Raw genomic sequence first — 26,359 nt, forward strand, 5'->3', positions numbered from 1 at the left:
TAGCCCACTGCGCCTGGCAGGCGGCCCAGGCCCGGCTCCCTGAGGAGATATTCATGTTGCCGTCGGTGTCATTGCTGGACTCGTTCCAGTTCTCACAGTTCACCACCCTGCTGGTGATCTACCTTGTGGCCATCACGGCCGAGGCCATGTCTGGCGCGCTGGCCGCAGGCCGGCGCAACATGGACATCTTCGGTGTCAGCGTGATCGCCTTTGTGACCGCGCTGGGCGGCGGCACCATCCGTGACATGGTGCTGGGCCACTACCCGATCGGCTGGACACAGCACCCGGAATACGTGTACCTGGTGATCTCCGCAGGCCTGCTGACGACGGTGGTGGCGCGCTACCTGCACCGGATCAAGCGCGTGTTCCTGCTGCTGGACGCCATGGGGCTGATCGCGTTCTCACTGATCGGATGCAACGTGGCCCTGGAACTGGGCTACCCGCCCGTGGTGGTGGTGATGTCCGGCATGCTCACGGGCATCAGCGGCGGCATCCTGCGCGACGTGCTGTGCAACCAGGTGCCCGTGGTCTTTCGGCGCGAGCTGTACGCCAGCGTGTCCCTGGCCGTGTGCCTGCTGTTCCTGGGACTGCGCACGATGGAAGTGGAAAACAACCTCAGCACTTTGGTGTGCTTCGCCGCCGGCCTGGCGCTGCGGCTACTGGCACTGCACTACCACTGGCGCCTGCCGGTGTTCTCGTACCAGCAGCGCTGGGAATGACACTGTTTCTGTAATCTTTTCGCGCCTCCCAACACCATGTCCGAACCGATTGAATGGCTGGAAGACGGCACGCCCTACAGCCCGCGCTTCTCAGACCGGTACCACAGCGAGCAAGGCGGCCTGGAACAAGCCCGCGGCACATTTCTCGCCGGCTGCGGCCTGCCCCAGGCCTGGCAGAACCAGCCGCAGTGGCGCGTGCTGGAAACCGGCTTCGGCCTGGGCCTGAATTTCCTCGTGACCTGGGCCGCCTGGCGCGCCGACCCCCACCGGCCACAGCGGCTGCACTTCGTGTCTTGCGAGGCCTGGCCCGTGAGCGCGGCCGATCTGCTGCGCGCCGCGCCCATCGATTCCACACTGCAATCGCTGGCCCAACAGTTGGCGGCGCAGTACTGGGGCTTGCTGCCGGGCGTGCACAGGCTCTCGTTCGACGGCGGGCAGGTGCTGCTCACGCTGTACATCGGTGACGCGCAAGCCCTGCTGAGGCAGCAGCAGCCCACGGCGGATTCGGTGTACCTGGACGGCTTCGACCCCCAGCACAACCCGCAAATGTGGGACATCCACACCCTCAAGGCCGTGGCGCGCTGCTGCCGTCGCGGCACCCGCCTGGCGACGTGGACGGTGGCGCGCGGCGTGCGGGACGGGCTGGTGCAGTGCGGCTTCGAGGTGCAAAAGGTGCCGGGTGTCCGCCCCAAGCGCGACAACCTGCAGGCCACCTACGCGCCCCGCTGGGAGCCACGCGCCGGCCAGCCCGTGCTGCCAGACGCCACGGTGGCCGCCCCGGCCCGCTGCCTGGTGGTGGGCGCAGGACTGGCGGGCGCCGCCGTGGCGGCCAGCCTGGCGCACCGTGGCTGGCAGGTCCAGGTGCTGGACCAGGCCGATCACCCTGCCGCCGGTGCATCCGGCCTGCCGGCGGGGGTGTTCGCGCCCAATGTCTCGCAGGACGACAACCTGATCTCACGCCTGTCGCGCGCGGGGGTACGCACCACGCTGAATACGCTGGCGCAGCTTCCAGCCGAGACGCGCGGCACCGACTGGAGCGTGTGCGGCACGCTGGAGCACCGTGTGGACGGCACCACAGGATTGGCCTGGAGCGACGGGCCTGGCCTGGACTGGAGTCGCCCCGCAACACCCGCACAACTGCAGGCCAACGGCTTATCGGCAGACACGGTGGCCTGCTGGCACGAGCACGCGGGCTGGGTGCGCCCGCCCCAGCTCATCGCCCACCTGCTGAACGACCCGGCCATCCACTGGCGCGGCAGCGCGGCAGTGGCGGAGTTGCGCCGCACCACCGTCGACGGCCAGCCCCTCTGGCAGGCACTGGACGCCGAAGGGCGCGTCCTGGCCGAGGCGGAACTTGCCGTGGTTTGCGCCGGGCACCACACCGGCCCGCTCACGCACGCGCATTGGCCCATGAATCCGCTGCGCGGCCAGTTGGCCTGGGGCCTGCATGCCCAGGCTCCCGCGGGCGCCCCCTGGCCGCCCCAGCCGGTCAATGGCAACGGCAACCTGGTGCCCCGTGTGCCGCTGCAGGGTGGCGCAGGCTGGGTGCTGGGCTCCACGTTCGAGCGCCTGAAGACCGCCCTGCCCCCCAGCCCTGACGACCAAGCCAAGGGCTTGGCCACCAATCAGGCCAAACTGCACGCGCTGCTGCCCCCCCTGGGCGTTGCCATGGACGCCGCCTTCACCCAGGCCGTCACCGCGCCGGACGGCCCCGTGCGCACCTGGGCGGCGGTGCGCTGCGGTGCGCTGGACCGCCGCCCCATCGTGGGGCCGGTGGACTCGGTGCGCCAGCCCGGCCTGTGGCTGTGCACTGCCATGGGCGCGCGCGGGCTCACGCTGTCATTGCTGTGCGGCGAACTGATCGCCGCGCGGCTGCACAGTGAGCCCCTGCCGCTGGACGCCCCTCTGGCGCGCGCGTTGAGCAGCGAGCGCTGGCTAGGATATGAGCCACAGTGAGCCGACACGCATTTCATATACAAATAACGGAATATATGAAGCATTAAAAAATAGTTTGTCTTTATAAGACAGACTTTTAAAGTGCGCCCATCGATGCTGCGGGCGCCATTCGGGGCCCGGCGGCACCTGTGTTGAAACGCCCACGGCCCTGCCATGTACCAGTACACCGAATTCGACCGCCAGTTCGTCCACCTGCGCGCCCAGCAATTCCGCGATCAGCTCGAACGCTGGCAGCGCGGCGAGTTGACCGACGAGCAACTGCTGCCCCTGCGCCTGCAAAACGGCTGGTACATCCAGCGCTACGCGCCCATGGCCCGCATCGCCGTGCCCTATGGCGACATCAACAGCGCTCAGCTGCGCATGCTGGCCCACATCGCCCGCGAATACGACCGCCCTACGCCCGAGCTGCTGGCCCATGCCCAGGCCACGCAGGACCAGCTGCAGGCCGCCCAGCCGGGCCTGACACTGGCCGCGCCCCCGCTGCGCTACGGCTACGGCCACTTCACCACGCGCACCAACGTGCAGTTCAACTGGATTCCCATCACCCGCGCGGCCGACGTGATGGACCTGCTGGCCAGCGTGCACATGCACGGCATCCAGACCAGCGGCAACGACATCCGCAACATCACCTGCGAGGCCTACGCCGGCATCGCCGAGGACGAGATCGTGGACACCCGGCCGTTCGCCGAGATCACGCGCCAGTGGAGTTCGCTGCACCCCGAGTTCACCTACCTGCCGCGCAAGTTCAAGATCGCCTTCAACGGCGCCGCGGAAGACCGTGCCGCCACCGGCTGGTATGACATCGGCCTGCAGGCGCTGAAGAACGCGGCTGGCGAGGTGGGCTTTGCCGTCAAGGTGGGCGGCGGCATGGGGCGCACGCCCGTCATCGGCACCGTGGTGCGTGAATTTCTGCCGTGGGACCAGCTGCTGAACTACATCGAAGCCATCGTGCGCGTGTACAACAGCTACGGCCGCCGCGACAACAAGTGGAAGGCGCGCATCAAGATCCTGGTCAAGAGCGAAGGCCAGCAGTTCATCGACGCGGTGGAGGCCGAATACCGCGCCATCCTGGAGCAGGACGGCGCCCCCCACACCATCACCCAGGCCGAGCTGGACCGCGTGACCGGCCATTTCGTCGTGCCACCACTGCGGCCCGCCGGCCGGCCGCACGGCGTGAACACCTCCGGCCAGCTGTACCAGCGCTGGCTGCAGCAGAACGTGCGCGGCCACCGCATGGCCGGCCTGAAGGCGGTGACACTGTCGTTCAAGCGCGTGGGCTTTGCGCCCGGCGATGCCGACGGCGACACGCTGGACGCCCTGGCCCAGCTGGCCGACCAGTTCAGCGCCGGCGAGGCGCGCCTGACGCACGAGCAGAACCTGCTGCTGCCCTGGGTGCACGAAGCCGACCTGCCCGCGCTGTACGAGGCCGCGCGCAAGCTGGGCCTGGCGCAGCCCAACATCGGCCTGCTGACGGACATGATCGCCTGCCCGGGCGGCGACTTCTGCTCACTGGCCAACGCGCGTTCGCTGCCCATCGCCGCGGCGATCACCGAGCGCTACCAGGATTTGGACGAACTGTTCGACATCGGCCCCATCGACCTGCACATGAGCGGCTGCATCAACAGCTGCGGCCACCACCACAGCGGCCACATCGGCATCCTGGGCGTGGACAAGGACGGCAAGGAGTGGTACCAGATCACGCTGGGCGGCTCCGACGGTACGCAGCTGTCCGGCCCCGCCATTGGCGGCAAGGTGGTCGGCCCGTCGTTCTCGGCCGCCGAAGTGCCCGACGTGATCGAGGCGCTGCTGGACACCTACCGCGCGCTGCGCAAGGGCAACGAGCTGTTCATCGACACCCTGCGCCGCGTGGGCCAGGACCCGTTCAAGGCCGCCGCCAACGGCGCGCGCCATCCCAAGGCGGCCGAAGAAGCCGTGGCCTGACCCCATCCGAAAGATCTCGAACACTATGAAAATCATAGCTGCTGGCGCTTTGTCCCTGGGCGCTGACGACCTCAAAACCCTGCAGATCGCCAACGACGCCGACCTGGCCGCGCTGGCCGCCGAAGGCGCGCTGGAGGGCGTGCAGCGCATCGAGCTGCAGTTCCCCAAGTTCACCGACGGCCGCGCCTACAGCCAGGCGCTGCTGCTGCGCCGCCGCTACCGCTTTGCGGGCGACATCCGCGCCACAGGCGACGTGCTGATCGACCAGCTGGTGCACATGCACCGCAGCGGCTTCAGCAGCGCGGTGCTGGCGCCCGGCGTGGACCCGGCCGCGGCCGAACGCCAGTTCGCGCGCTATGCCGCCTTCTACCAGGGCGACGTGCTGGAGCCGCGCCCGCTGTTCGCCCGGGAGGCCGCATGAGCACCGCCACGGCAGTCAGCGCCGCCGAACTCGCCCGCGTCAACGCCGAGCACGGCCACGATGCCGCCGCGCTGGTGGCCTGGGCGCTGGGCCTGGGCCAGACGCCCATCGTCACCACCAATTTCCGCCCGTTCGAGGCCGTGATCCTGCACTTGGTCACCCGCGTGCAGCCGGGCGTGCCCGTGGTCTGGATGGACAACGGCTACAACACCGAGGCCACCTACCGCTTTGCCGACGCGGTGACGAAGCAGCTGGGGCTCAACCTGAAGATCTACCTGCCGCGCCGCTCGCGCGCCCACCGCGAGGCCGTCGAAGGCCCGACGCCCGCACTGGACGACCCGCGCCACGCCGCGTTCACCGAAGAGGTGAAGCTCGAACCCTTCGCCCGCGCCCTGCGCGAAACGGCACCCAGGGTGTGGTTCACCGCGCTGCGCGCCACCGACACCGCCGTGCGCGCGCAGATGGAGCCCGTGAGCATCAACCCCGACGGCCTGATCAAGGTCGCGCCGCTATTGCACTGGTCGTCCAAACAGTTGCACGAATACTGCCAGCAGCACGGCCTGCCCAACAACTTTGACTACGTGGACCCCACCAAGGGCGAAGACAACCGCGAATGCGGCCTGCACCTGGCCCACTAAAAACGATAGCTGCCTGCGCTTGCCCCACAAGCGCTGGAGCCAGATTTTACTGGAACATCGAATGAACGTCCGTGTTGACTCCCAAGTGCTCAACCAGCTCAGCAACCGCCACCTGGACGCGCTGGAAGAAGAAACCATCTTCATCCTGCGCGAGGTGGCCGCGGCCTTCGAGCGCCCCGCCCTGCTGTTCTCGGGCGGCAAGGACTCGCTGGTCATGCTCAAGTGCGCCGAGAAGGCCTTCGGCGCGGGCCGCATTCCCTACCCGCTGTTGATGATCGACACGGGCCACAACTTCCCCGAGGTGACCGACTTCCGTGACTTCCGCGCGAAGGAACTGGGCGCCGAACTCATCGTGCGCAGCGTCGAGGATTCGATGGCGCGCGGCACCGTGCGCCTGGCCCACCCCGGCGAATCGCGCAACGTGCACCAGTCCGTCACGCTGCTCGAAGCGATTGAGGAGTTCCGCTTCGACGCCTTGATCGGCGGTGCGCGCCGGGACGAGGAGAAGGCCCGTGCCAAGGAACGCATCTTCAGCCACCGCGACAGCTTCGGCCAATGGCAGCCCAAGGCGCAGCGCCCCGAGCTGTGGACGCTGTTCAACACCCGCCTGGCCCCCGGCGAGCATTTCCGCGTCTTTCCCATCAGCAACTGGACCGAGCTGGACGTGTGGCAGTACATCGAGCGCGAGCAGATCGCCCTGCCATCGCTGTACTACGCCCACCCGCGCGAAGTGGTGGAGCGCCGCGGCCTGCTGGTGCCCGTCACGCCGCTCACGCCCCCGAAGGACGGCGAAGCGGTGCAGACGCGCACCGTGCGCTTTCGCACCGTGGGCGACATCACCTGCACCTGCCCGGTGGAAAGCCCGGCCGCCACGGCAGGCGAAATCGTGATCGAGACCCTGGCCGCCGAGGTCAGCGAGCGCGGCGCCACGCGCATGGACGACAAGACCAGCGACGCCTCGATGGAAAAGCGCAAGAAAGACGGGTATTTCTGATGACCACCGCCACTATCAATTCAATAGCTTCCAGCGCACAACCAGAAAGCGCTGGCGGCACAAATGATCACATTTCCGCGCTGCGCTTCATCACCTGCGGCAGCGTGGACGATGGCAAGAGCACGCTGATCGGCCGCCTGCTGGTGGACAGCCGCGCCGTGCTGCAGGACCACTTGGCCGGGGTGCAGCGCGGCGGAGAGACCGACCTGGCGCTGCTGACCGACGGCCTCAGTGCCGAGCGCGAGCAGGGCATCACCATCGACGTGGCCTACCGCTACTTCGCCACCGAGGCGCGCAAGTTCATCATCGGCGACGCGCCCGGCCACGAACAGTACACGCGCAACATGGTCACCGCCGCCTCCCAGGCCGACGCCGCCGTGGTGCTGGTGGACGCCACCAAGCTGGATTGGCAGAACCCGCAACTCACGCTGCTGCCGCAAACACGCCGCCACAGCCTGCTGGTGCACCTGCTGCGTGTGCATTCGCTGGTGTTTGCCGTGAACAAGCTCGACGCCGTGGCCGACCCACAGCTCGCCTACCGTCACATCCGTGCCGCGCTGGAGCAGTTCGCCCGACACGCGGGCATCGCGGTGGCGGGCGTGGTGCCGGTGTCGGCGCTCAAGGGCTGGAACGTGGTAGAGGCCAAGCCCGGCTGGTGCGACTACGCAGGCCCGAGCCTGCTGCAGATCCTGGAGCGGCTGCCCAACACCCCGCCCGACGCCGGCCTGCCCCTGGCCTTCCCGGTGCAGTGGGTGGAGAAATTTTCTTCCTCGTCCGACACTTCGCAGGGGCGCCGCGTGTTCTGGGGCCGGGTGGGCACGGGCCGCGTGCAGCCAGGTGTGCAGGTCGCCATCTTCCCCAGCGGCCAGCTGGCGCAGGTGGCGCAGGTGCTGGACCATGCGCGCCGCGCCACCGGCGTGGCCGCGGGCCAGAGCGCGGGCATCACCCTCGACCGCGAGGTGGACGTCTCGCGCGGCGACTGGATCGTGGCTGCGCCCGCACCCGCTGCCGCGGCCGAGGACGACTTCGACACCCCCGCCACCGTGCCCGCATGGCCCGGCCAGCGCGAGATCACCGCCACCGTCGCGTGGATGGACGACGAGCCGCTGGTGGCGGGCCGGGTGTACTGGGCGCTGCATGGCCACCGCTGGGTCAAGGTCAAGGTGCGCCGCGTGGTCCACCGCCTGGACATCAACACCCTGGCCGAGGAAGACGCCACCCAGCTGGAGCCCAATGCCATCGGCCATGTGGAGCTGCTGCTGCAGGAACCCCTGCCCGCGGCGCCGTTCGCGCGCAGCCGCGTGCTCGGTTCGCTCATCCTGGTCGACACCGCCAGCCACAAGACGGCGGGCGCCGTGCTGGTGAACGCACCGGCCCCAAAAGCTTGATCAACGTTAAGGTTTCCGCGCCTCAGGCATGGTTGGCTGGCCTGCTGAGGCGGCGGTCGGCCTAAAATCGCGGGCTAACCCCATACCAGAACACAACTACTCATGACTCACGTCGTCACCGAAAACTGCATCAAGTGCAAATACACCGATTGCGTGGATGTGTGCCCCGTGGACTGCTTCCGCGAAGGTCCCAACTTCCTCGTGATCGACCCCGACGAGTGCATCGACTGCGCCGTGTGCATCCCGGAATGCCCGGCCAACGCCATCTTTGCCGAGGAAGACCTGCCCAGCGACCAGCTGGCCTTCATCAAGATCAACGCCGAGCTGACGCCCAAGTTCAAGAGCATCACCAAGCGCAAGGCAGCGCTGCCCGACGCTGACGACTGGAACGGCAAGCCCGGCAAGCTGGACCAGCTGGAGCGCTGACTCCCGCGCTCCCGCCACGCCCGCATGCACCCATCCCCCAGCAGCCCGACGCCCCAGGCCGCGGACGCCGTGGTGATCGGCGCCGGGCCAGTGGGGCTGTTCCAGGTCTTCCAGCTCGGGCTGCAGGGCATCGCGGCGCACCTGGTTGATGCGCTGCCCCATGTGGGCGGCCAGTGCGCCGAGCTGTATCCCGACAAACCCATCTACGACATTCCCGGCATCCCTGTGTGCACGGGCCAGGGGCTCGTGGAACTGCTGCAGCGGCAGATCGCCCCTTTCGCCCCCACGCTGCACTTGGGCCAGCAGGTCCACACGCTGGCCGCGCAGGCCGAAGGACGTATTCTGCTCACCACCACCGCCGGCACCGCGCTGCTGGCACGCAGCGTCTTCATCGCCGCGGGCGTGGGCGCCTTCGTGCCGCGCGCCATCAAGGCCGAGGGGGTAGAGGCGCTGGCCCCCGGCCAATTGCTCTACCACCCTGACGCCGCCACGGCCACCCGTGCCGCGACCGGCAAGCGCGTGGTGGTACATGGCGGCGACGAGGCGGCCGTGCAGGCGGCGCTGGACTGCGTGGACGCTGCCGCGCAGGTGCTGCTGCTGCACCGGCGCGATGCCTTCCAGGCCGCGCCCGCGCTGCTGGCGCAACTGCAGGCACTGCGCGAGGCGGGCCGCATCCAGGTCGTGATCGGCCAGATCACGGGCGTGGAGACCGCGCCCGACGGCACCCTGCAGGCGCTGGCCCTGCTGGACCCACAAGGCCAGCCACAGCGCCAGCCGCTGGACCTGCTGCTGGCCTACCTGGGCATCTCTCCCCGCCTGGGGCCCATTGCCGACTGGGGCCTGGCGATGGACCGCAAGCAGCTGGCCGTGGACACGGCCACTTTCGCCACCAGCGTCCCCGGCATCTACGCCGTCGGCGACATCAACACCTACCCCGGCAAGCGCAAGCTGATCCTGTGCGGCTTCCACGAAGCCACCCTCGCCGCCTTCGCCGAGGCCGAACGGCAGGCGGGCCACAAGCTGCCCCTGGAATACACCACCAGCAGCGAACGGCTGCAGGCCCGGCTGGGCGTCGCCCCGGCCCGTTGACCTGCGGCGACGGCGCGGCGCGCCCTGCGGCAATGCGCCGGGCGCTATTGAAGCAGGAGCTTGCAGCGCGCTTTCCGCCTTGTTTCCAAATAGAAAACTGTCTAAGAATGGCTTGTAGATTGCGCTGGCAGCTCTATTTTTCATAGCAATTGACGTTTCGGCCATCGGTTCGCGCCTGAAACGGCCGGAACTTCGCACGCGGGCGGCCCTCCACCTGGGGGTTGTCATCCCTCAGTTCCAACTCCAAGGAGATCACCCCGTGCCCTTCGCACTGCCCCTGCCGCATCGCATCCTATCCAAAGCCCTGGCCGCCGCCGCGCTGGCCCTGCCCCTGCTCATGCCCGCCGGCGTGCAGGCGCGCGAGTTCGTCAGCATCAAGGGCAATGCGGTCAACGTGCGCGAGAAACCCAGCACCCGCTCGGCGACGCTGTGGGAGCTGGGCCGGGGCTATCCGCTGCAGGTGCAGCAGCGCAAGGGCCGTTGGCTCCAAGTGCGGGATTTCGAGGAGCCGCTCGGCTGGGTGTACGCGCCGCTGACCAGCAAGACGCCGCACCGCGTGGTGACGGCACGCGTCGCCAACCTGCGCGCCGGCCCCGGCCAGCAGCACAAGACCGTGGGCAAGCTGCAGCAGCATGAGGTGGTGCGCAGCCTGGGCCAGTCGGGTAGCTGGGCCCGGGTGCAGCGCGAAGACGGGCAAAAGGGCTGGGTGGCCCGGCGCCTGACCTGGGGCTGGTGATATTTCGGGTGCCGCGGCGGTGTGGGCCTGTGGCGCGCGCGGTGCCCGGCGCTCCCTCAGCCGCCCGTTACTCGATCACACGCTGCGCCACCGGCGCATAGCCATGGTTGAGCGGCCCGTGGCCGTGGCCGGTGCGCACATCGGCCCCCGCAGCGATCGCGCCCAGAATGTACTGGCGAGCCAACCGCACCGCCTGCGCCAGCGGCTGGCCCAATGCGAGGTGCGCAGCGATCGCCGACGACAAAGTGCAGCCCGTGCCGTGGCCGTTGTGCGTGACGATGCGCGCCGCATCCAGGCGGTGGCGCTCGTCGCCAGGCAGGGCCAGCACATCCACCACCCGGTCGCCCGGCAGATGCCCGCCCTTGAGCAGCACCGCGCGCGCGCCCAGCGCCAGCAGGTCGGTGGCGGCCGCGTCCAGCGCGCTTTCGTCGGCAATGGCGCGGCCCAGCAGCCAGCCGGCCTCGTCCAGGTTGGGGGTGACCACGGCGGCCAGCGGGAACAGCGCGCGCACCAGCGTGCCCACGGTCTCCTCGGCAATCAGCCGGTCGCCGCTGGTGGCGACCATCACCGGGTCCAGCACCACGTTGGGCAAGTCATGGCGAAGAATCGCGTCGGCCACCACCTGCACCACCTCGGGCGAATGCAGCATGCCGATCTTCACCGCGTCCACGCCGATGTCCTCGACCACGGCGTCGATCTGTGCGCGCAGCATCTCGGGCGGAATGCCGTGGATACCCGTCACGCCGCGCGTGTTCTGCGCGGTGATGGCGGTGATCGCGGTCATGCCGTAGCAGCCCAGGGCGCTGAAGGTCTTCAGGTCGGCCTGAATGCCCGCGCCGCCGCCGCTGTCTGAGCCCGCGATGGTCAACACGCGCGCATAGCGCCGGCCACCGCCGGGCGTCTGTGTCTCTTGGTTCATGGCAAAAATTATCGGCCAAGCCGCAGCGCATTCAACGCAGCCGCGGCAACGCCAGAGCCTGCGCCACGTCAACAACAGGGGCAACACCCCTGTGCTGTAATGCCGGCCACGGACGAAACAGGGGTGTCCCCGCCGCACTAAGAACGTGTTGACGAAAGCGGCAGGCGACTGAGAAATACCCTAAGCACCCGATCCAGGTCATGCTGGCGTGGGGAGTTTCAACAGCATCGGCGCGCCGCGCGCTCCCGTTTTGTCCTTTGGTTGTTTGGCCTGGCCTTTCATCACGGACACGATGCACACTTTCCCCACCCTTCGCTCCTCCTCCCGCGTCACCATCCTGGGCGCGGGCCTCATGGGCCGCCTGCTGGCCGTCGAACTCGCCCGCCAGGGCCACGCCGTTGAGGTGCACGAGGCCGGCACCCGTGCCGCCGAAGGCGCCGCAGCCTACGTGGCCGCCGCCATGGTGGCCCCCCTGGCCGAATCCATCGTGGCCGAGCCCGGCGTGGTGCGCATGGGCGTGCACTCGCTGGCGCGCTGGCCTGAGCTGCTGGCACCGCTGGCCGCACCGGTGTACTTCCAACATGACGGCACGTTGATCCTGTGGCACCGCCAGGACGCACCCGAAGCCGCGCGCATGCGCCTGAAGTTCGAGCAGACGCAAGGCCTGGTGCCCGGGCTGCCGCGCATGCAGGCGCTGGACAGTGCTGGCGTGGTTGCACTGGAGCCCACGGCCGCACAGCGCTTCCACCAGGGCCTGTACCTGCCCGGCGAGGGCCAATTGGACAACCGCCAGGCACTGGCCGCGCTGGCCGCCACCATGGACCAGTTGGGCGTGGTCACGCATTGGGGCAGCGCGCGCCGGCCGGCCGACTTCACTCCCGGCCAGGCCGGCCAGCCCGACTGGGTGCTGGACTGCCGGGGCCTGGGCGCGCGCGCGCAATGGCCGCAGCTGCGCGGGCTGCGCGGCGAAGTGGTACGCCTGCACGCACCCGACGTGACGCTGCAGCGGCCCACGCGCATCGTGCATCCCCGCTACCCGATCTACATTGCACCGAAGGAGAACCACCTGTTCGTCATCGGCGCGACCGAGATCGAATCCGACGACATGTCGCCCGCCAGCGTGCGCTCCACGCTGGAGCTGCTGAGCGCCGCCTACGCCGTACACCCGGGCTTTGCCGAGGCGCGTATCCTGGAAATCTCCACCCACTGCCGCCCCACCCTGCCCGACAACCTGCCCGCCGTGCGCGTAGTGCAGGATCGCGTGCTGGAGGTCAACGGTCTGTACCGCCACGGCTTCATGATCGCGCCGGCCATGCTCGATGTAGTCATGCAGGTGCTGAACACGGGACAATCCGAGCTCGCCCCTGAATTCGACCTCTCGCTGCAGCTCGACCGCGAAGCTGCGCTGCACACATGAACGTATTCATCAACCAAAACGCCGTGCAACTGCCCGATGGCGCTACCGTCGCCGACGCCGTGGCCCACCTGGCACCCCAGCCTCCGTTTGCCGTGGCCGTGAACCTGCAGTTCGTGCCCAGTGCCCGCTATGCCGCGCACGCCCTGCAGTCCGGCGACCAGATCGAAATCATTGCGCCGGTCACCGGCGGTTGAGCCTTTTTCACCCATGAACAGTCCTACCTCTTCCCCCGACACGCTGGTGCTCTACGGCCAGGCGTTCCAGAGCCGCCTGCTGCTGGGCACAGCGCGCTACCCGTCTCCCGCCGTGCTGGAGGCCGCCGTGCAGCGCGCGCGGCCCGCGATGCTCACCGCATCGCTGCGCCGCCAGGGCAGCAACCCGGCCGAATCCGGCAGCAGCTTCTGGGAACTGCTCAAGCGCCTGCAGGTGCCGGTGCTACCCAACACCGCCGGCTGCCATAGCCTGCAGGAAGCCATCACCACCGCCCATATGGCGCGTGAAGTCTTCGACACCCCCTGGATCAAGCTGGAACTGATCGGCGACGACTACACGCTGCAGCCCGATACGCTGAACCTGGTGCAGGCAGCCGAGCAACTGGTCCGCGAAGGCTTCTACGTGCTGCCCTACTGCACTGAAGACCTGGTGCTGTGCCAGCGCCTGGTGGACGTGGGCTGCCAGGCCGTCATGCCGTGGGCGGCGCCCATCGGCACGGGCCGCGGCCCGGTGAACCCCTATGGCCTGCAGCTGCTGCGCGAGCGCCTGGACGTGCCGCTGCTCGTGGACGCCGGCCTCGGCCTGCCGTCCCACGCCTGCCAGGTGATGGAATGGGGTTACGACGGCGTACTGCTCAACACGGCCGTGGCCCTGGCGACCGACCCCGTGCAAATGGCCGGTGCCTTTGCCGATGCCGTGGCCGCAGGCCGCGCCGCCCGCCTGGCCGGCGCGATGACGCCGCAGGAGGCGGCGCAACCCAGCACGCCCGTGCTGGGCACGCCGTTCTGGCACCACGCGCAGGGCTGAGCATGCCGCAAGCCGCCGCGCCATTGCCTTCTGCAGCCGCCATGGAGCAAGCCATCCGCCAGCACCATGCGTCGGCGTTCGCGGACTTCCCGCCCCAGCCGATGCCGGCGACAACCGTGGAAGACCCCGTGTACCGCGCAGCCCTTGCGGCCTGCAGCGCCCTGGGTTTCATCGCCCATGACGCAGACTGCCTGGCCCGAGCCTGGGCTGCGCAGACGCGGCGCACCGGCCGCTTCGACCCGGCGCAGTGGCCCGACGAGCCCGCAGACTTCGGACTGCAGCCGCGCCCCCATGCGCACCCCTTTGCAGCCTGCCCGCAGAACCTGGGTCTCTACGCCGTATTGCCCGATGCCCAATGGGTGGGCCGCATGGCGCAGGCCGGCGTGCCGACGGTGCAGCTGCGCTTCAAAAGTGACGACCCTGCTGCCATCACACGCGAGGTACGCGCCGCAGTGCAGGCCGTGCAAGGCACCGCTTCGCTGCTGTTCATCAACGACCATTGGCGCCAGGCCATCGCGGCCGGGGCCTATGGCGTGCACCTGGGCCAGGAGGATCTGGATGCGCTGAGCCCCGAAGAGCTGCGCACGCTGCGCGAGTCCGGGGTGCGCCTGGGCGTGAGCACGCATGGCTACGCCGAGATGGTGCGCGCCGACGCGGCCAGCCCCAGCTACATCGCCATGGGCGCGGTGTTCCCCACCACGCTCAAGAAAATGGCCACAGTGCCCCAGGGCGTGGCGCGGCTGGCGGGCTATGCCCGGCTGATGCGCGGCTATCCGCTGGTTGCCATCGGCGGCATTGGCCTGGCCCAGTTCCCGCAAGTGCTGGCCACCGGAGTGGGATCGATCGCCGTGGTGCGCGCCGTGGTGGCGGCCGATCAGCCGGAAGCCGCTGCAGCGCAGCTCATGCGGGCCATGGACGCCGGCAGGCGATAGCCCCGTCCGCGCATGGGGGGCGTTCTCGCTTCAGAAGCGGTTCTTTTGCGACTGCTCCAGTTCGAAGCGCAACTCCAGCTTGTCGTTTTCCATGCCAAAACCCACGGCCTGCCCTTGCGCGGGCGCCGGGGTGACGGGCACGGGCGGCAGATCGCTGAGGGTGATGTGAGGCGGCCCGGACACGTCCACGTCCACCGCGGCGGCGCAAGTGGATGCTGGCGAGCCGTCATCCACCGGCAGCAGCGCCAGGCCGGCCGCCATCGAGTCCAACGACCGGCCCGTCCCATCCTGCGCGCCCATCGGGTGGAGCGCTGGCGTGGCACGCGGTGTGGTGCGCGCGCGGGGCGGCGGCGCACCGCGCAAATGTGCGGGCGTGGTCTGGGCGATGGACAGCAGCAGCAGCAGATCGTCCAGCGCCGCCAGGTCGAAGGGCCCCTCGCCCTGCGTCTGTCCCCGGTGAAATAAGAGGCCCTCCAGCACGGCCAGCACCTCGGGCGAGGACCACGCCGCCTCGACCCGTGCCAGCGCCTCGGGATGCTCTTCCAGGCTCCGGCCCAGTTGCTGGAACTGCGCAAATGGAGGCACGCGTACGTTGAACCGCTCCTCGACCTGCGCACGCAGGCCGTCGAAGCTGTCGGTTCGCCCCAGTTGGTGGTACAGGCGCAGCAGTTCGAGATGCGCCAGCGGCGAGTCTTCGCCGTGCTGCGCGATGTATTGGCGCAGCACATGGATCGCCTGCTCGTGCTCGCCCACCGAGGTGAAAAATTCGGCCTGCTGTTGCAGATCGAACAGCGACTCGGGCTGCACACCGGACTGGGCCCTTGCCTGCAAGGGCTCCACAGCCGGCGCCGCCACCGCGGGGCCTGGAGCCGCCGCGGGTGCACTCACTGGCGCGGCGGTAGGCGTGAGCGGAGGCGGCCCACTGTCCGGCCCTTGCGGCGGTGGCGCTGTCGGCTGCCAGACATCGCGCGCATCCGGCTCCACCTGCAGCCGGAGCTTGCCGTCCGGGCCTTCCGCGGCCACGGCCCCGTCCCGCAGGCCACCGCTGAGTGCCACCGAGTCACGCCATGCCTGCAGCGCCTCGCGCCGCGTGCGACGCAGCAGCCAGGCAATGCAGGCCAGCGCGAGCACCAGCAGCCCCGCGAGCATGTACACCACGGTCGCGGGGAACCCCTGCGACTCCACCTGCGCCAGGCGCTCGCGCAGCTCAGCCGCCGTTGCGCGCTCGCGCTCCACCAGCTGGCCCTGCGCAGCCGCATCAGCCTCGAGCCTCTTGAGCCGCTCTTCAAACCGCTGTGTTTGGGCCGTCGAAGTGTCCAGCGCCTGCCACCACGCGGCCGACTCCGCACGCAAGGCCTCGCTGGGGCGCGGCGACATCTGGGGCGGCTCGCGCGTGAGCTGCAGCGCGGACGCATTGTCAGGACCCAAATCCAGGGGTTCCATTACCAGGCGGGAGGGAGCCGCCGCAGCCGCGGGCGGCGAGACTTTGGCGCTGGTGCGCAGCGTCGTGGCGGTCTTAGCTGCCCGCTCGGCCGGGGCTTGCGTGGACGCCGCGGGAACACGCGGCTGCGCACGAGGCCGCCGGACCGTGCGTGCGTCCTCCCCCTCGCCGCCCAATGCATTCCGCACTTGCGGCGTAGCGCGTGGTGCGGGCACCGCCAGGCGCGACAGATCGATGGGCTGCCGTGCCGCTGGGGGTGCAGTGCCGGGCGGGTCTGCCAAGAACGTGTAGGTGCGCGACACACGCCCTTCGCAGCCGGCGGTGAGCGTGGCAGTCAGCACCGGCTCATCCACGGGAATGAGCGCCTGCACGCGCACCATCGGAATGGCGCCTCCTTCCAGGGGAGTGACATGCATACGCGTTTCGGGGACAGTGGTTGCGCCTAAGACCAGCCGCGCCCCGAGGCAGGAAGACGCGACGGTCTTGCCGGGATCAGGCCGTACCTCGAAGGTGAGATCGATCGTGGACCCCAGAACCACTGTGCCGTGGCTGCCGCCAAGCGAAAGCGCGCTGGCCCCAAACGCTGCGGCATAGATCCAGGCGCCGACAAGTAGGTTACGCATAAACACAATGGTTTCAATTTGTTTATAAATTTTGCCATAACCCTGCCGCATCCGATAGCGCTAGATAATTGCCGCCATGCAAACGGTCTTCACTTCAATCGGCATCGTGGGCACTGGCGCCATGGGCCGCGGCATCGCGCAGATCGCCGCCCAGGCAGGCAGCACGGTCTACCTCTATGACACCCATGGCGGCGCCGCCGACGCCGCCCGCACCCACATCCACCAGCAGTGGCAGCGTCTGGTGGACAAGGGTCGGCTGGACGAGAGCCTGTTGCCGGCTCTGGTGCAGCGGCTGGTTCCCGTCACGTCGCTGCACGACTTCGCGGCTTGCGAATTGGTGGTGGAAGCCATCGTCGAGCGACTGGATTCCAAGCAGGAACTGCTCAAACAGCTCGAAGCCATCGTCTCGCCCGAAGCCGTGCTGGCCAGCAACACGTCATCGCTGTCCATCACCGCCGTGGCCGCACCGCTGCAGCGGCCGCAGCGCATGGCAGGCTTTCACTTCTTCAACCCGGTGCCGCTGATGAAGGTGGTCGAGGTCGTGGCCGGCCTGCGCACGGACCCCCATGTCTGCACCCGCCTGGCCGGCTATGCGCGCGCCATGGGCCACACCCCGGTGATGGCGCAGGACACGCCGGGCTTCATCGTCAACCACGCAGGGCGGGGCTACGGCACCGAGGCGCTGCGCATCGTGAGCGAGGGCGTGGCCGATTTCGCCACCGTGGACCGCATCCTGCGCGACCAGGTGGGCTTCAAGCTCGGCCCCTTCGAGTTGCTGGACCTCACCGCGCTCGATGTGTCGCACCCGGTCATGGAGTCGATCTACCGCCAGTACTACGACGAGCCGCGCTTTCGCCCCAGCGTGATCACGGCGCAGCGCTTGAGCGGCGGCCTGCTGGGCCGCAAGTCCGGCGAGGGCTTTTACCGCTACGTGGACGGTGCGCCCGAGCTGCCGGCCGAGCCGCCGGTGCCCGAGGTATCGGGCCTGCCGCCGGTCTGGGTCTCCACGCGCGCCGCCCGCCGCGCCGAGCTGTACCAGTTGCTCAAGGACCTGGGGGCAACGATCGAGACGGGCACCTCGCCCTCGGCCCAGGCGCTCACGCTGGTCGCGCCACTCGGCTTTGACGTGACCACCGTGGCCGTGGTGGAGCGCCTGGACCCCGCACGCACCATCGGCATCGACATGCTGATCGACGACGCGGCCACCCGCCGGCGCGTGCTGGCGACCAACCCCGCCACACGCGAAGACATGCGCGACGCCGCGCACGCGCTGTTCGCGCGCGACGGCAAGCCAGTGAGCGTGATCCGCGACAGCGGCGGCTTCGTCACGCAGCGCGTCGTGGCCAACATCGTCAACATCGCCGCGGACATCTGCCAGCAGCGCATCTGCAGCCCCAAGGACCTGGAGACCGCCGTGACCCTGGGCCTGGGCTACCCGCTGGGCCCGCTGGCCATGGGCGACCGCTGGGGCCCCACCAACATCCTGGAAGTGCTCTTCAACATGCAGACCGTGTACGGCGACCCGCGCTACCGCCCCAGCCCCTGGCTGCGCCGGCGCGGCGCCATCGGCCTGAGCCTGACGCACGAAGAACCCTGACCCTGCCACCACCCGCGCCGCCATGCCCGCCGAACTGCAAAGCACCAGCCAGGGCCAGACCCTGGTCCTGACCCTTCGCCACCCCGAGCTGCGCAATGCCCTGGAGCCGGCCATCTGCGCGGCGGGCATCGAAGCCCTGAACGTGGCGGAGCGCAATCCCGATGTGCGCTGCGTGGTCATCACGGGCGCGGACGGCCTGTTCAGCGCCGGCAACAGCCCCCAGCGGCTGCAGGCGTTGCGGCATCAGAGCGCGCCAGCGCAGGTGCATGGCCTGGATCTGCTGCACCACTGGATAGAGGCGATACGCACCCATCCCAAGCCCGTGATCGCCGCCGTGGAGGGTGAAGCCAAGGGTGCGGGGTTTTCACTCGCGCTGGCATGCGACCTGATGGTGGCCGCGCGCAACGCGGTGTTTGCCATGAACCATGTCCACGCGGGCCTGTCGCCCGATGGCGGCGCCAGCTGGAGCCTGGCGCAAATGCTGCCCCGCGCGCTGGCGCATGAGATCCTGATGTGCGGCGACCGCATCGACGCCGCACGACTGCAGTCCCTGGGCATGGTCAACCGGCTGGCCGATCCCGGGCGCGCCCTGCATGAGGCGCTGGCGCTGGCCCAGCGCCTGAACGATGGCCCGCCCCATGCGCTGGCGAGCATCAAGGAACTGGTGGGCGAGGCGCGGCACCACAGCTTCACCGAACAGCTCGCGCTGGAGCGCAGCCACTTCGTGCGCAACCTCCAGCATGCCCTGGCGGGCGAAACCCGGGCGGCTTCTGCCGACCCACGCGCTTAAAGCTACTATTTTTATAGCTGCTAGCGCTTGACGGTCAAGCGCCGGCGGCTTGTCTCATTCAAACCCATCCATGGCATTGCTGGCTCCGCGGCAGCGGCGCCAGCACGCGCGCGCCCGCGGACGCCCATGTGACAGCCCGCTCCCCGCGCCCCGGTCCCTCACGCGACAATGGACTGCAACCCAGTCACGCAAACGACAGACCATGGACGATCCGATTCTTACCATCGATGAACGCGAGGCGATCAACTCAGGTCGCTGGTTTTCTTCCCTCTCCCCTTCTTTGCGCCACGACATACTGCGATGCTCCTACGTCAAACGCTTCAAGGATGGCGCACTCATCGCAGCACGCGGCGACCCGCCCGAGGAATGGATTGCCTGCGCACGCGGCGCCGTGCGCGTGAGCTCCACCTCGATCTCCGGCAAGCAGATCACGCTGACCTACGTGGAGCCGGGCATCTGGTTCGGCGACGTGGCGATCTTCGACGGGGACGGGCGCACGCACGATGCCTACGCCCATGGCGACACCACCATCCTGTGCGTGGCGCGGGCCGACTTCAAGAAGATCCTTGCACAGCACTCGGAACTGTACGAGGCCATGCTGCGGCTGCATGCGCGGCGCATCCGGCAGCTGTTCGGGCTGGTGGAAGACCTCAACACCCTGCCCCTGCGCTCGCGGCTGGCCAAGCAGTTGCTGCACCTGGTGCGCAGCTATGGCGTGCCCAGCCTGTCCGACGGCAACGAAGTGCGCATCAGCCTGCAACTGGCCCAGGAAGAACTGGCGCAGTTGCTGGGCGCGTCGCGCCAGCGCGTGAATCAGGAGCTGAAGGCCATGGAGCGCGAGGACGCCATCCGCATCGAGCCCGGCGGCCTCGTGATACGCGACCGGGATGCGCTGATGCGCATCTCCGAAGCCAACCAATGAGCCAGGTTTACAAAAACCATAGCTTCCAGCGCTTGTCCCGCAACGGTTTCCATGTGAAAAGCCTTTGAATTCCATAGCTGACAAGCGCAAGCAGCTCACTTTTTTGAAAGAACCCTCCATCCCCATGAGCAACTTCGAGCACTTCATCGGCACACGCCCCGTCTCCGAGCAGCATGCCTTCGACACCAACGCGCTTACTGCCTGGCTGTCGCAGCATGTGGAAGGGTTTGCCGGACCGCTGTCGGTGGAGATGTTCAAAGGCGGCCAGTCCAACCCCACCTACAAGCTCGTGACCCCCACGCGCAGCTATGTGATGCGCGCCAAGCCCGGCCCGGTGGCCAAGCTGCTGCCGTCGGCACACGCCATCGAGCGCGAATACGCGGTCATGCGCGGGCTCGCCGGCACCGACGTGCCCGTGCCGCGCATGATTGCGCTGTGCGAGGACGAGTCCGTCATCGGGCGCGCGTTTTATTTGATGGAGTTCATGCAAGGCCGCGTGCTGTGGGACCAGTCGCTGCCTGGCATGCAGCCGGCCGAACGCGCGGCGATCTACGACGAGATGAACCGCGTGATCGCCGCCCTGCACCGGGTGGACTTCACGGCGCGCGGCCTGGCGGACTACGGCAAGCCGGGCAATTACTTCGAACGCCAGATCTCGCGCTGGAGCAAGCAGTACACCGCCTCGGTCACCCAGCCCATCGCCGAGATGGACGCGCTGATGCAATGGCTGCCCGCGCACATGCCCGACAGCGCGCGCGACGCAACCCGCGTGTCCATCGTGCATGGCGACTATCGGCTGGACAACCTCGTGTTTCACCCCACCGAGCCACGTGTGATCGCGGTGCTGGACTGGGAGCTGTCCACCCTGGGCCATCCGCTCGCGGACTTTGCCTACCACTGCATGAGCTGGCACATCCCCGCATCGCTGAGCCGGGGTATCGGCGGGCTGGACCTGGCGGCGCTGGGCATCCCGTGCGAGCGCGACTACATCCAGCGCTACTGCGAACGCACCGGCATCACCGACGTGGATGCGCTGCACCGGGACTGGAACTTCTACCTGGCCTACAACATGTTCCGCATCGCCGCCATCCTGCAAGGCATTGCCAAGCGCGTGGAGGCCGGCACGGCCGCCAGCGCACAGGCCAAGGCCGCTGGCGCCACCGCACAGCCCATGGCGCAGCTGGCCTGGTCCTTCGCGCAAAAGAGTTGATCCCCCTTCCCCACTGACGAGAAAGCACCCCATGGACTTCGATTACTCGCCCAAGACCAAGGAACTGCAGGCGCGCCTGATCCAGTTCATGGACGACCACATCTACCCCGCCGAGAAGGCCTATGCCGAGGAGATGGCGGCCAACACGGCCGCAGGCAGGCGCTGGACACCACTGCAAACCATCGAAAACCTGAAACCCAAGGCGCAGGCCGCGGGGCTGTGGAACCTGTTCCTGCCGGTGGACACCGCCCAAGCATCGGGCTACGAAGGCGCCGGGTTGACCAACGCCGAGTACGCGCCGCTGGCGGAGATCATGGGCCGCGTGCTGTGGTCCAGCGAGGTGTTCAACTGCTCGGCCCCCGACACGGGCAACATGGAGACCATCGCGCGTTATGGGTCCGAGGCCATCAAGGCCCAGTGGCTCAAGCCGCTGCTGGAAGGGCGCATGCGCTCGGCCTTTGCCATGACCGAACCCGATGTCGCCTCCAGCGACGCCACCAACATCGAAACGCGCATCGAGCGCCAGGGCGACCATTACGTGATCAATGGGCGCAAGTGGTGGACCAGCGGCGCCAACGACCCGCGCTGCAAGGTGTTCATCACCATGGGCAAGACCGACCCCGAGGCGCCCAAGCACTCGCAACAAAGCATGATCGTCGTGCCAGCCGATACGCCAGGCATCACGGTGGTGCGTGCACTCAACGTGTTCGGTTATGACGATGCGCCGCACGGCCACGCCGAAGTCCTCTTCGAGAACGTGCGCGTACCGGTGGACAACATCCTGCTGGGCGAAGGCCGTGGGTTCGAGATCGCCCAGGGACGCCTGGGCCCCGGGCGCATCCACCACTGCATGCGCCTGATCGGCCAGGCCGAGCGCGCGCTGGAACTGATGTGCCGCCGCGCCAGCAGCCGGGTGGCCTTCGGCAAGACGCTGGCACAACAGAGCGTGACCCAGGAACGCATTGCCGAAGCCCGCTGCAAGATCGACATGGCGCGCCTGCTCACGCTCAAGGCCGCCTGGATGATGGACACCGTGGGCAACAAGGTCGCCAAGACCGAGATCGCCATGATCAAGGTCGTCGCCCCCAGCATGGCCTGCCAGGTGATCGACTGGGCCATGCAGGTGCATGGCGGCGGCGGCGTGAGCGACGATTTCCCGCTGGCCTACGCCTATGCCAACGCGCGCACCCTGCGCTTCGCCGACGGCCCGGATGAGGTGCACCGCAACGCCATTGCCAAATGGGAACTGGGCAAATACGGCACCTACGGGCGTGGTGCGGCGCAACCGGTCACCCGCGGCGCTTGAGCGCAGCGGGACCTTGCTCCGCAGTTGAAGATCCGGTCCCGGCCTGGCCTACCCATTGGGGTGGCTAGGCCGCAAGTTTTTATCAGCCTGCGTTCAAGTCTTCGCTGCGGCAGTTCCCTGCACGAGGCCTGGCGCCGCACTGAGGAAGGCACGGACCGGCCGGACAGCCAGTGCGTAGAAGCAGCGCGGCATTTCACAAGATAAAATCACCGGTTCCTTGGTTCTGCCCTGCCTCATGAAGAAACACTCGCCGGACGCGCCCGCCAAACCCAGTGTCCAGGTGCTGGAGCGCATGTTCCAGTTGATTGACGTACTCGCTTCGCGCGAGGAAGCCATCTCGCTGAAGGAGATCAGCGAGAAGACGGGCCTGCATCCGTCCACCACCCACCGCATCCTCAATGACCTGACCATCGGCCGTTTCGTGGACCGTCCTGAGTCGGGCAGCTACCGCCTGGGCATGCGCCTGCTGGAGCTGGGCAATCTGGTGAAGGGGCGCCTGAGCGTGCGCGACGCCGCGATGGCACCCATGCGGCAATTGCACAAGCAGATCCAGCAACCGGTGAACCTCAGCGTGCGCCAGGGGGACGAGATCGTGTACGTGGAACGCGCCTACAGCGAGCGTTCGGGCATGCAGGTGGTGCGCGCCATTGGCGGCCACGCCCCGCTGCACCTCACCTCTACGGGCAAGCTCTTCCTTGCGGCCGACGATCCGCAACGCGTGCGCGCGTACGCCACGCGTACCGGCCTGCCAGGGCACACGCGCAACAGCATCACCCAGTTGCCCATCCTGGAACGTGAACTGGGCAAGGCGCGCCAATACGGCATTGCGCGGGACAACGAGGAGTTGGAACTCGGGGTGCGCTGCATCGCGGCGGGGGTCTTTGACGACCAGGGCCAGCTCGTGGCAGGCCTGTCAATTTCAGCGCCCGCCGATCGACTGGATGACGGATGGCTGCCCAAGCTCCAGTCCACCGCCGATGAAATCTCCCAGGCGCTGGGTTATACGGCGGGGCAGCGCACGGCCCTGGACGGCCCGCTCAAGACCTGAACGGCCTGACGCCGGCCGTCCGGCGGGTGGGTCGCAAGACGCATGCGACCCGTGGCCGCAACCGCGGCTAACCGTTGGTTCCTGCGTGCAGGATGGCGCCGGCGCTGGGGTGGGTCTTCTCGACCCAGGAGCGCACGCGCTCTGCGTCGCCCAGACGGCTGAACTTTCCTGCCGAATCGAGGAACACCATGATCAGCTTGCGGCCCGCCACCTCGGCCTGCATCACCAGGCAGCGCCCCGCTTCCGAGATGTAGCCAGTCTTCTGCAGGCCGATATCCCACGAAGGGCTCTTCACCAGCCGGTTGGTGTTGTTGTACTGCAGGGTGCGCCGGCCAATGGCGACCTCGTGGCTTGGAGACGTGGAGAGTTCACGCAGCAACGCATCACCATGCGCCACATTCACGAGCGTCGCCAGGTCGTGCGCGCTGGACTGGTTGCGGCTGGACAGGCCAGTGGGCTCGACAAAGCGCGTATCCGCCATGCCCAGCAGCTTCGCCTTGGCATTCATGCGTGCCACGAACGTATCCAGCCCGCCCGGGAACGTGCGTCCCAGCGCATGGGCGGCGCGGTTCTCACTGGACATGAGGGCCAGGTGCAGCAGTTCACCGCGCGAGAGTGTCGTTCCCACGGCAAGCCGTGAGCCGCTGCCCTTTTCCGTATCCACGTCGTCCTGCGTGATCGTGATGAGCTCGTCCATGGGCAAGTGCGCCTCGGAAACGAGCAAGCCGGTCATCAGCTTGGTCAACGAAGCGATGGGCAGCACGGCATGGTCATTCTTGCTGAGGAGAACTTCCTTCGTGTCCTGATCGATCACCAGTGCCACGCTCGACTTCAGGTCCAGCGGATCGCTCACGTCGTGCAGCCCTGCCAACTGCCCGAATGAGAGGCGCGCGGGCTCTGCCGCTACGCGCACGGGCGCACGGGCACTCACCGCAGACGCGCGCGCCGCCTTCACAGCCACGGTCCGGCGGGGCGCCTTGGCCGACGATTTGGCGGGGGTGCGTTTGGCAACCGCGGTGGACGCGGCTTTTTTTGCCACCGCCTTCTTGCGTTCGGCCGCATGCACGCCGGGCGAGGTCAATGCGATACCCATCACCAGAAGGGCCAATCCCTGAGAGATACGGGAGACGATGCGAGCGCGCATATGCATCAAATGCTCCAAGCAGCAAAAACTGTGTGGCAGTGTACAAAATCAAAAAAAGTCGCGCAAGATCAATACCTTGCGCGACTCTTTTAGAAAGTGCCTGAATTATAGGACGCGGTATCAGCCCTGTGCTGCCACGCGCTCAGCTTTACTTTGTAATTTATTCAGGGCACTGAGGTAGGCTTTGGCCGATGCCACCACGATGTCGGGGTCGGCCCCTACGCCATTCACCACCCGGCCGGCGCTCTGCAACCGCACGGTGACTTCGCCCTGGCTTTCGGTGGAGCCACTGATGGCGTTCACCGAGTACAGCACCATCTCGGCACCGCTGCGCACATGCGCCTCGATGGCCTTCATCGAGGCATCGACCGGGCCATTACCCTCCGCGGAGCTGCGGACTTCCTTGCCGTCCACGGTGAACACGATGGTCGCCTCGGGCCGTTCGCCCGTCTCGCTGTGCTGCGCCAGGGACACGAAGCCGAACTGCTCCTTCTCGCTGGTCACGCTTTCGTCGCTCACGAGTGCCAGGATGTCCTCGTCAAAGATCTCGCTCTTGCGGTCGGCGAGTTCCTTGAATTTGGCAAACGCCACGTTGATTTCGCCTTCGCTCTCCAACTGGACGCCCAGTTCCTGCAGACGTTGCTTGAACGCATTGCGGCCGCTGAGTTTGCCCAGCACGATCTTGTTGGCGCTCCAGCCCACGTCCTCGGCGCGCATGATCTCGTACGTGTCGCGCGCCTTGAGCACGCCGTCCTGGTGGATGCCCGAGGCATGGGCGAACGCATTGGCGCCCACCACGGCCTTGTTGGGCTGCACTACAAAGCCGGTGGTCTGGCTGACCATGCGGCTGGCGGCCACGATGTGCTGGGTATCGATGCCGACGTCCAGGCCGAAGTAGTCGCGCCGCGTCTTCACGGCCATCACCACCTCCTCCAGCGAACAGTTGCCCGCACGCTCTCCCAGGCCGTTGATGGTGCACTCCACCTGGCGTGCCCCGCCGATCTTCACACCCGCCAGCGAGTTGGCGACCGCCATGCCCAGATCGTTGTGGCAGTGCACGGACCAGATGGCCTTGTCACTGTTGGGAATGCGCTCGCGAAGGTTCTTGATGAAGTTGCCGTACAGCTCGGGAATGGCGTAACCCACGGTGTCGGGCACGTTGATGGTGGTGGCGCCCTCCGCGATCACCGTCTCGATCACGCGGCACAGGAAGTCCGGATCGCTGCGGTAGCCATCCTCGGGGCTGAATTCGATGTCCTCCACCAGGTTGCGTGCAAAACGCACCGCCTGCCTGGCTTGCTCCAGCACCTGCTCGGGCGTCATGCGCAGCTTCTTTTCCATGTGCAGCGCGCTGGTGGCGATGAATGTGTGGATGCGCGCGCGGTTTGCCTCTTTGAGCGCCTCGGCAGCACGTGCGATGTCCCGGTCGTTGGCACGTGCCAGCGAGCAGACCGTGGAGTCCTTCACTGCGCGCGCAATGGCCTGCACCGATTCGAAGTCGCCGTTGGAACTGGCGGCAAAACCCGCCTCGATCACATCCACACGCAGCCGCTCCAGTTGACGGGCAATGCGCAGCTTTTCATCGCGCGTCATGGAAGCTCCCGGCGACTGCTCGCCGTCGCGCAAGGTGGTGTCGAAAATGATGAGCTTGTCGGTCATGGATCGTCTCTTGAGGTCGTTGT

Annotated in this window: 24 protein-coding genes and 1 riboswitch; of the genes, 20 read left to right on the forward strand and 4 right to left on the reverse strand. The window is 67.7% G+C overall.

The genetic code is table 11. From position 1 onward, the window contains the following. Positions 1–53 precede the first annotated feature (53 nt). The 10 genes from DTPSY_RS09670 (at position 54) to DTPSY_RS09715 (ending at position 10,308) form a co-directional block, all read left to right on the forward strand. Positions 54–719 (forward strand): trimeric intracellular cation channel family protein, encoded by a 666-nt coding sequence (locus tag DTPSY_RS09670; protein WP_011805061.1) that lies wholly within the window; start codon positions 54–56, stop codon positions 717–719. 36 nt (positions 720–755) lie between these two features. Further along, positions 756–2,675, forward strand: coding sequence for a bifunctional tRNA (5-methylaminomethyl-2-thiouridine)(34)-methyltransferase MnmC2/FAD-dependent 5-carboxymethylaminomethyl-2-thiouridine(34) oxidoreductase MnmC1 (gene mnmC, locus DTPSY_RS09675; RefSeq protein WP_015913439.1), 1,920 nt, complete (start codon positions 756–758; stop codon positions 2,673–2,675). Between the two features lie 153 nt (positions 2,676–2,828). Continuing rightward, on the forward strand, positions 2,829–4,616 hold the full coding sequence (locus tag DTPSY_RS09680; RefSeq protein ID WP_015913440.1) for a nitrite/sulfite reductase: 1,788 nt from the start codon (positions 2,829–2,831) through the stop codon (positions 4,614–4,616). 25 nt (positions 4,617–4,641) lie between these two features. Further along, positions 4,642–5,037, forward strand: a complete 396-nt coding sequence (locus tag DTPSY_RS09685; protein WP_011805058.1) for a DUF934 domain-containing protein — start codon at positions 4,642–4,644, stop codon at positions 5,035–5,037. Beyond that, on the forward strand, positions 5,034–5,675 hold the full coding sequence (locus DTPSY_RS09690; protein ID WP_015913441.1) for a phosphoadenosine phosphosulfate reductase domain-containing protein: 642 nt from the start codon (positions 5,034–5,036) through the stop codon (positions 5,673–5,675). Before DTPSY_RS09685 ends, DTPSY_RS09690 begins: the two co-directional genes overlap by 4 nt. 61 nt (positions 5,676–5,736) lie before the next feature. Continuing rightward, positions 5,737–6,669 (forward strand): sulfate adenylyltransferase subunit CysD, encoded by a 933-nt coding sequence (gene cysD / locus DTPSY_RS09695; RefSeq protein WP_015913442.1) that lies wholly within the window; start codon positions 5,737–5,739, stop codon positions 6,667–6,669. Further along, positions 6,669–8,057: a sulfate adenylyltransferase subunit 1 gene (locus DTPSY_RS09700; RefSeq protein WP_015913443.1), complete on the forward strand. Its 1,389-nt coding sequence runs from the start codon at positions 6,669–6,671 to the stop codon at positions 8,055–8,057. Before cysD ends, DTPSY_RS09700 begins: the two co-directional genes overlap by 1 nt. A 102-nt stretch (positions 8,058–8,159) precedes the next feature. Beyond that, a complete protein-coding gene (gene fdxA / locus DTPSY_RS09705) occupies positions 8,160–8,483 on the forward strand; it encodes a ferredoxin FdxA (protein ID WP_011805054.1) in 324 nt (107 codons plus the stop codon). A 24-nt stretch (positions 8,484–8,507) separates the two neighbouring features. Then, positions 8,508–9,572 (forward strand): NAD(P)/FAD-dependent oxidoreductase, encoded by a 1,065-nt coding sequence (locus DTPSY_RS09710; protein ID WP_015913444.1) that lies wholly within the window; start codon positions 8,508–8,510, stop codon positions 9,570–9,572. A gap of 337 nt (positions 9,573–9,909) precedes the next feature. Further along, the gene (locus DTPSY_RS09715; protein WP_250645006.1) at positions 9,910–10,308 is read left to right on the forward strand and encodes an SH3 domain-containing protein; all 399 of its coding nucleotides are present in this window, start codon (positions 9,910–9,912) and stop codon (positions 10,306–10,308) included. A gap of 67 nt (positions 10,309–10,375) precedes the next feature. On the opposite strand, the gene thiD is transcribed toward DTPSY_RS09715, so the two are convergent. Continuing rightward, positions 10,376–11,227 carry a bifunctional hydroxymethylpyrimidine kinase/phosphomethylpyrimidine kinase gene (gene thiD, locus DTPSY_RS09720; protein ID WP_015913445.1) on the reverse strand — a complete coding sequence of 284 codons (852 nt, stop codon included), beginning with the start codon at positions 11,225–11,227 and terminating at the stop codon, positions 10,376–10,378. Between the two features lie 109 nt (positions 11,228–11,336). Continuing rightward, positions 11,337–11,459: riboswitch (TPP riboswitch) on the forward strand. 60 nt (positions 11,460–11,519) lie between these two features. Between thiD and DTPSY_RS09725 the strand changes: the two genes are divergently transcribed. Genes DTPSY_RS09725 through DTPSY_RS09740 form a run of 4 tightly spaced genes read left to right on the forward strand, consistent with a single transcriptional unit; the run spans position 11,520 to position 14,596 of the window. Beyond that, positions 11,520–12,644, forward strand: coding sequence for an FAD-dependent oxidoreductase (locus tag DTPSY_RS09725; protein WP_015913446.1), 1,125 nt, complete (start codon positions 11,520–11,522; stop codon positions 12,642–12,644). Then, complete coding sequence (gene thiS / locus DTPSY_RS09730) at positions 12,641–12,838, forward strand: sulfur carrier protein ThiS (protein WP_011805049.1); 198 nt, start codon at positions 12,641–12,643, stop codon at positions 12,836–12,838. Before DTPSY_RS09725 ends, thiS begins: the two co-directional genes overlap by 4 nt. Before the next feature lie 13 nt (positions 12,839–12,851). Continuing rightward, positions 12,852–13,664: a thiazole synthase gene (locus DTPSY_RS09735; protein ID WP_015913447.1), complete on the forward strand. Its 813-nt coding sequence runs from the start codon at positions 12,852–12,854 to the stop codon at positions 13,662–13,664. A gap of 2 nt (positions 13,665–13,666) precedes the next feature. Further along, entirely contained in the window at positions 13,667–14,596 is a 930-nt protein-coding gene (locus tag DTPSY_RS09740; RefSeq protein WP_015913448.1) for a thiamine phosphate synthase, read from the forward strand. A 30-nt stretch (positions 14,597–14,626) separates the two neighbouring features. Here the strand turns inward: DTPSY_RS09740 and DTPSY_RS09745 are convergent, their stop codons facing one another. After that, complete coding sequence (locus DTPSY_RS09745) at positions 14,627–16,453, reverse strand: type IV pilus assembly protein FimV (RefSeq protein WP_238526522.1); 1,827 nt, start codon at positions 16,451–16,453, stop codon at positions 14,627–14,629. A gap of 283 nt (positions 16,454–16,736) precedes the next feature. Here DTPSY_RS09745 and DTPSY_RS09750 point away from each other — a divergent pair, with 283 nt between their 5' ends. The 6 genes from DTPSY_RS09750 (at position 16,737) to DTPSY_RS09775 (ending at position 23,533) form a co-directional block, all read left to right on the forward strand. Next, positions 16,737–18,257 carry a 3-hydroxyacyl-CoA dehydrogenase gene (locus tag DTPSY_RS09750; protein ID WP_015913450.1) on the forward strand — a complete coding sequence of 507 codons (1,521 nt, stop codon included), beginning with the start codon at positions 16,737–16,739 and terminating at the stop codon, positions 18,255–18,257. Between the two features lie 22 nt (positions 18,258–18,279). Further along, positions 18,280–19,047 carry an oxepin-CoA hydrolase, alternative type gene (locus DTPSY_RS09755; protein WP_015913451.1) on the forward strand — a complete coding sequence of 256 codons (768 nt, stop codon included), beginning with the start codon at positions 18,280–18,282 and terminating at the stop codon, positions 19,045–19,047. Between the two features lie 202 nt (positions 19,048–19,249). Continuing rightward, positions 19,250–19,969: a Crp/Fnr family transcriptional regulator gene (locus DTPSY_RS09760; RefSeq protein ID WP_015913452.1), complete on the forward strand. Its 720-nt coding sequence runs from the start codon at positions 19,250–19,252 to the stop codon at positions 19,967–19,969. A 124-nt stretch (positions 19,970–20,093) separates the two neighbouring features. Beyond that, on the forward strand, positions 20,094–21,179 hold the full coding sequence (locus DTPSY_RS09765; RefSeq protein ID WP_015913453.1) for a phosphotransferase: 1,086 nt from the start codon (positions 20,094–20,096) through the stop codon (positions 21,177–21,179). Positions 21,180–21,210: 31 nt separating this feature from the next. Next, positions 21,211–22,485: an acyl-CoA dehydrogenase family protein gene (locus tag DTPSY_RS09770; RefSeq protein ID WP_015913454.1), complete on the forward strand. Its 1,275-nt coding sequence runs from the start codon at positions 21,211–21,213 to the stop codon at positions 22,483–22,485. Positions 22,486–22,720: 235 nt separating this feature from the next. Beyond that, entirely contained in the window at positions 22,721–23,533 is an 813-nt protein-coding gene (locus DTPSY_RS09775; RefSeq protein WP_011805040.1) for an IclR family transcriptional regulator, read from the forward strand. A 67-nt stretch (positions 23,534–23,600) separates the two neighbouring features. On the opposite strand, the gene DTPSY_RS09780 is transcribed toward DTPSY_RS09775, so the two are convergent. Both DTPSY_RS09780 and DTPSY_RS09785 read right to left on the reverse strand, forming a co-directional pair. Then, positions 23,601–24,683, reverse strand: coding sequence for a serine hydrolase (locus tag DTPSY_RS09780; RefSeq protein WP_015913455.1), 1,083 nt, complete (start codon positions 24,681–24,683; stop codon positions 23,601–23,603). 114 nt (positions 24,684–24,797) lie between these two features. Continuing rightward, a complete protein-coding gene (locus DTPSY_RS09785) occupies positions 24,798–26,336 on the reverse strand; it encodes a 2-isopropylmalate synthase (RefSeq protein WP_015913456.1) in 1,539 nt (512 codons plus the stop codon). Between the last annotated feature and the right edge of the window lie 23 nt (positions 26,337–26,359).

The sequence above is a fragment of the [Acidovorax] ebreus TPSY genome, from assembly GCF_000022305.1.
Lineage (GTDB): Bacteria > Pseudomonadota > Gammaproteobacteria > Burkholderiales > Burkholderiaceae_C > Diaphorobacter > Diaphorobacter nitroreducens.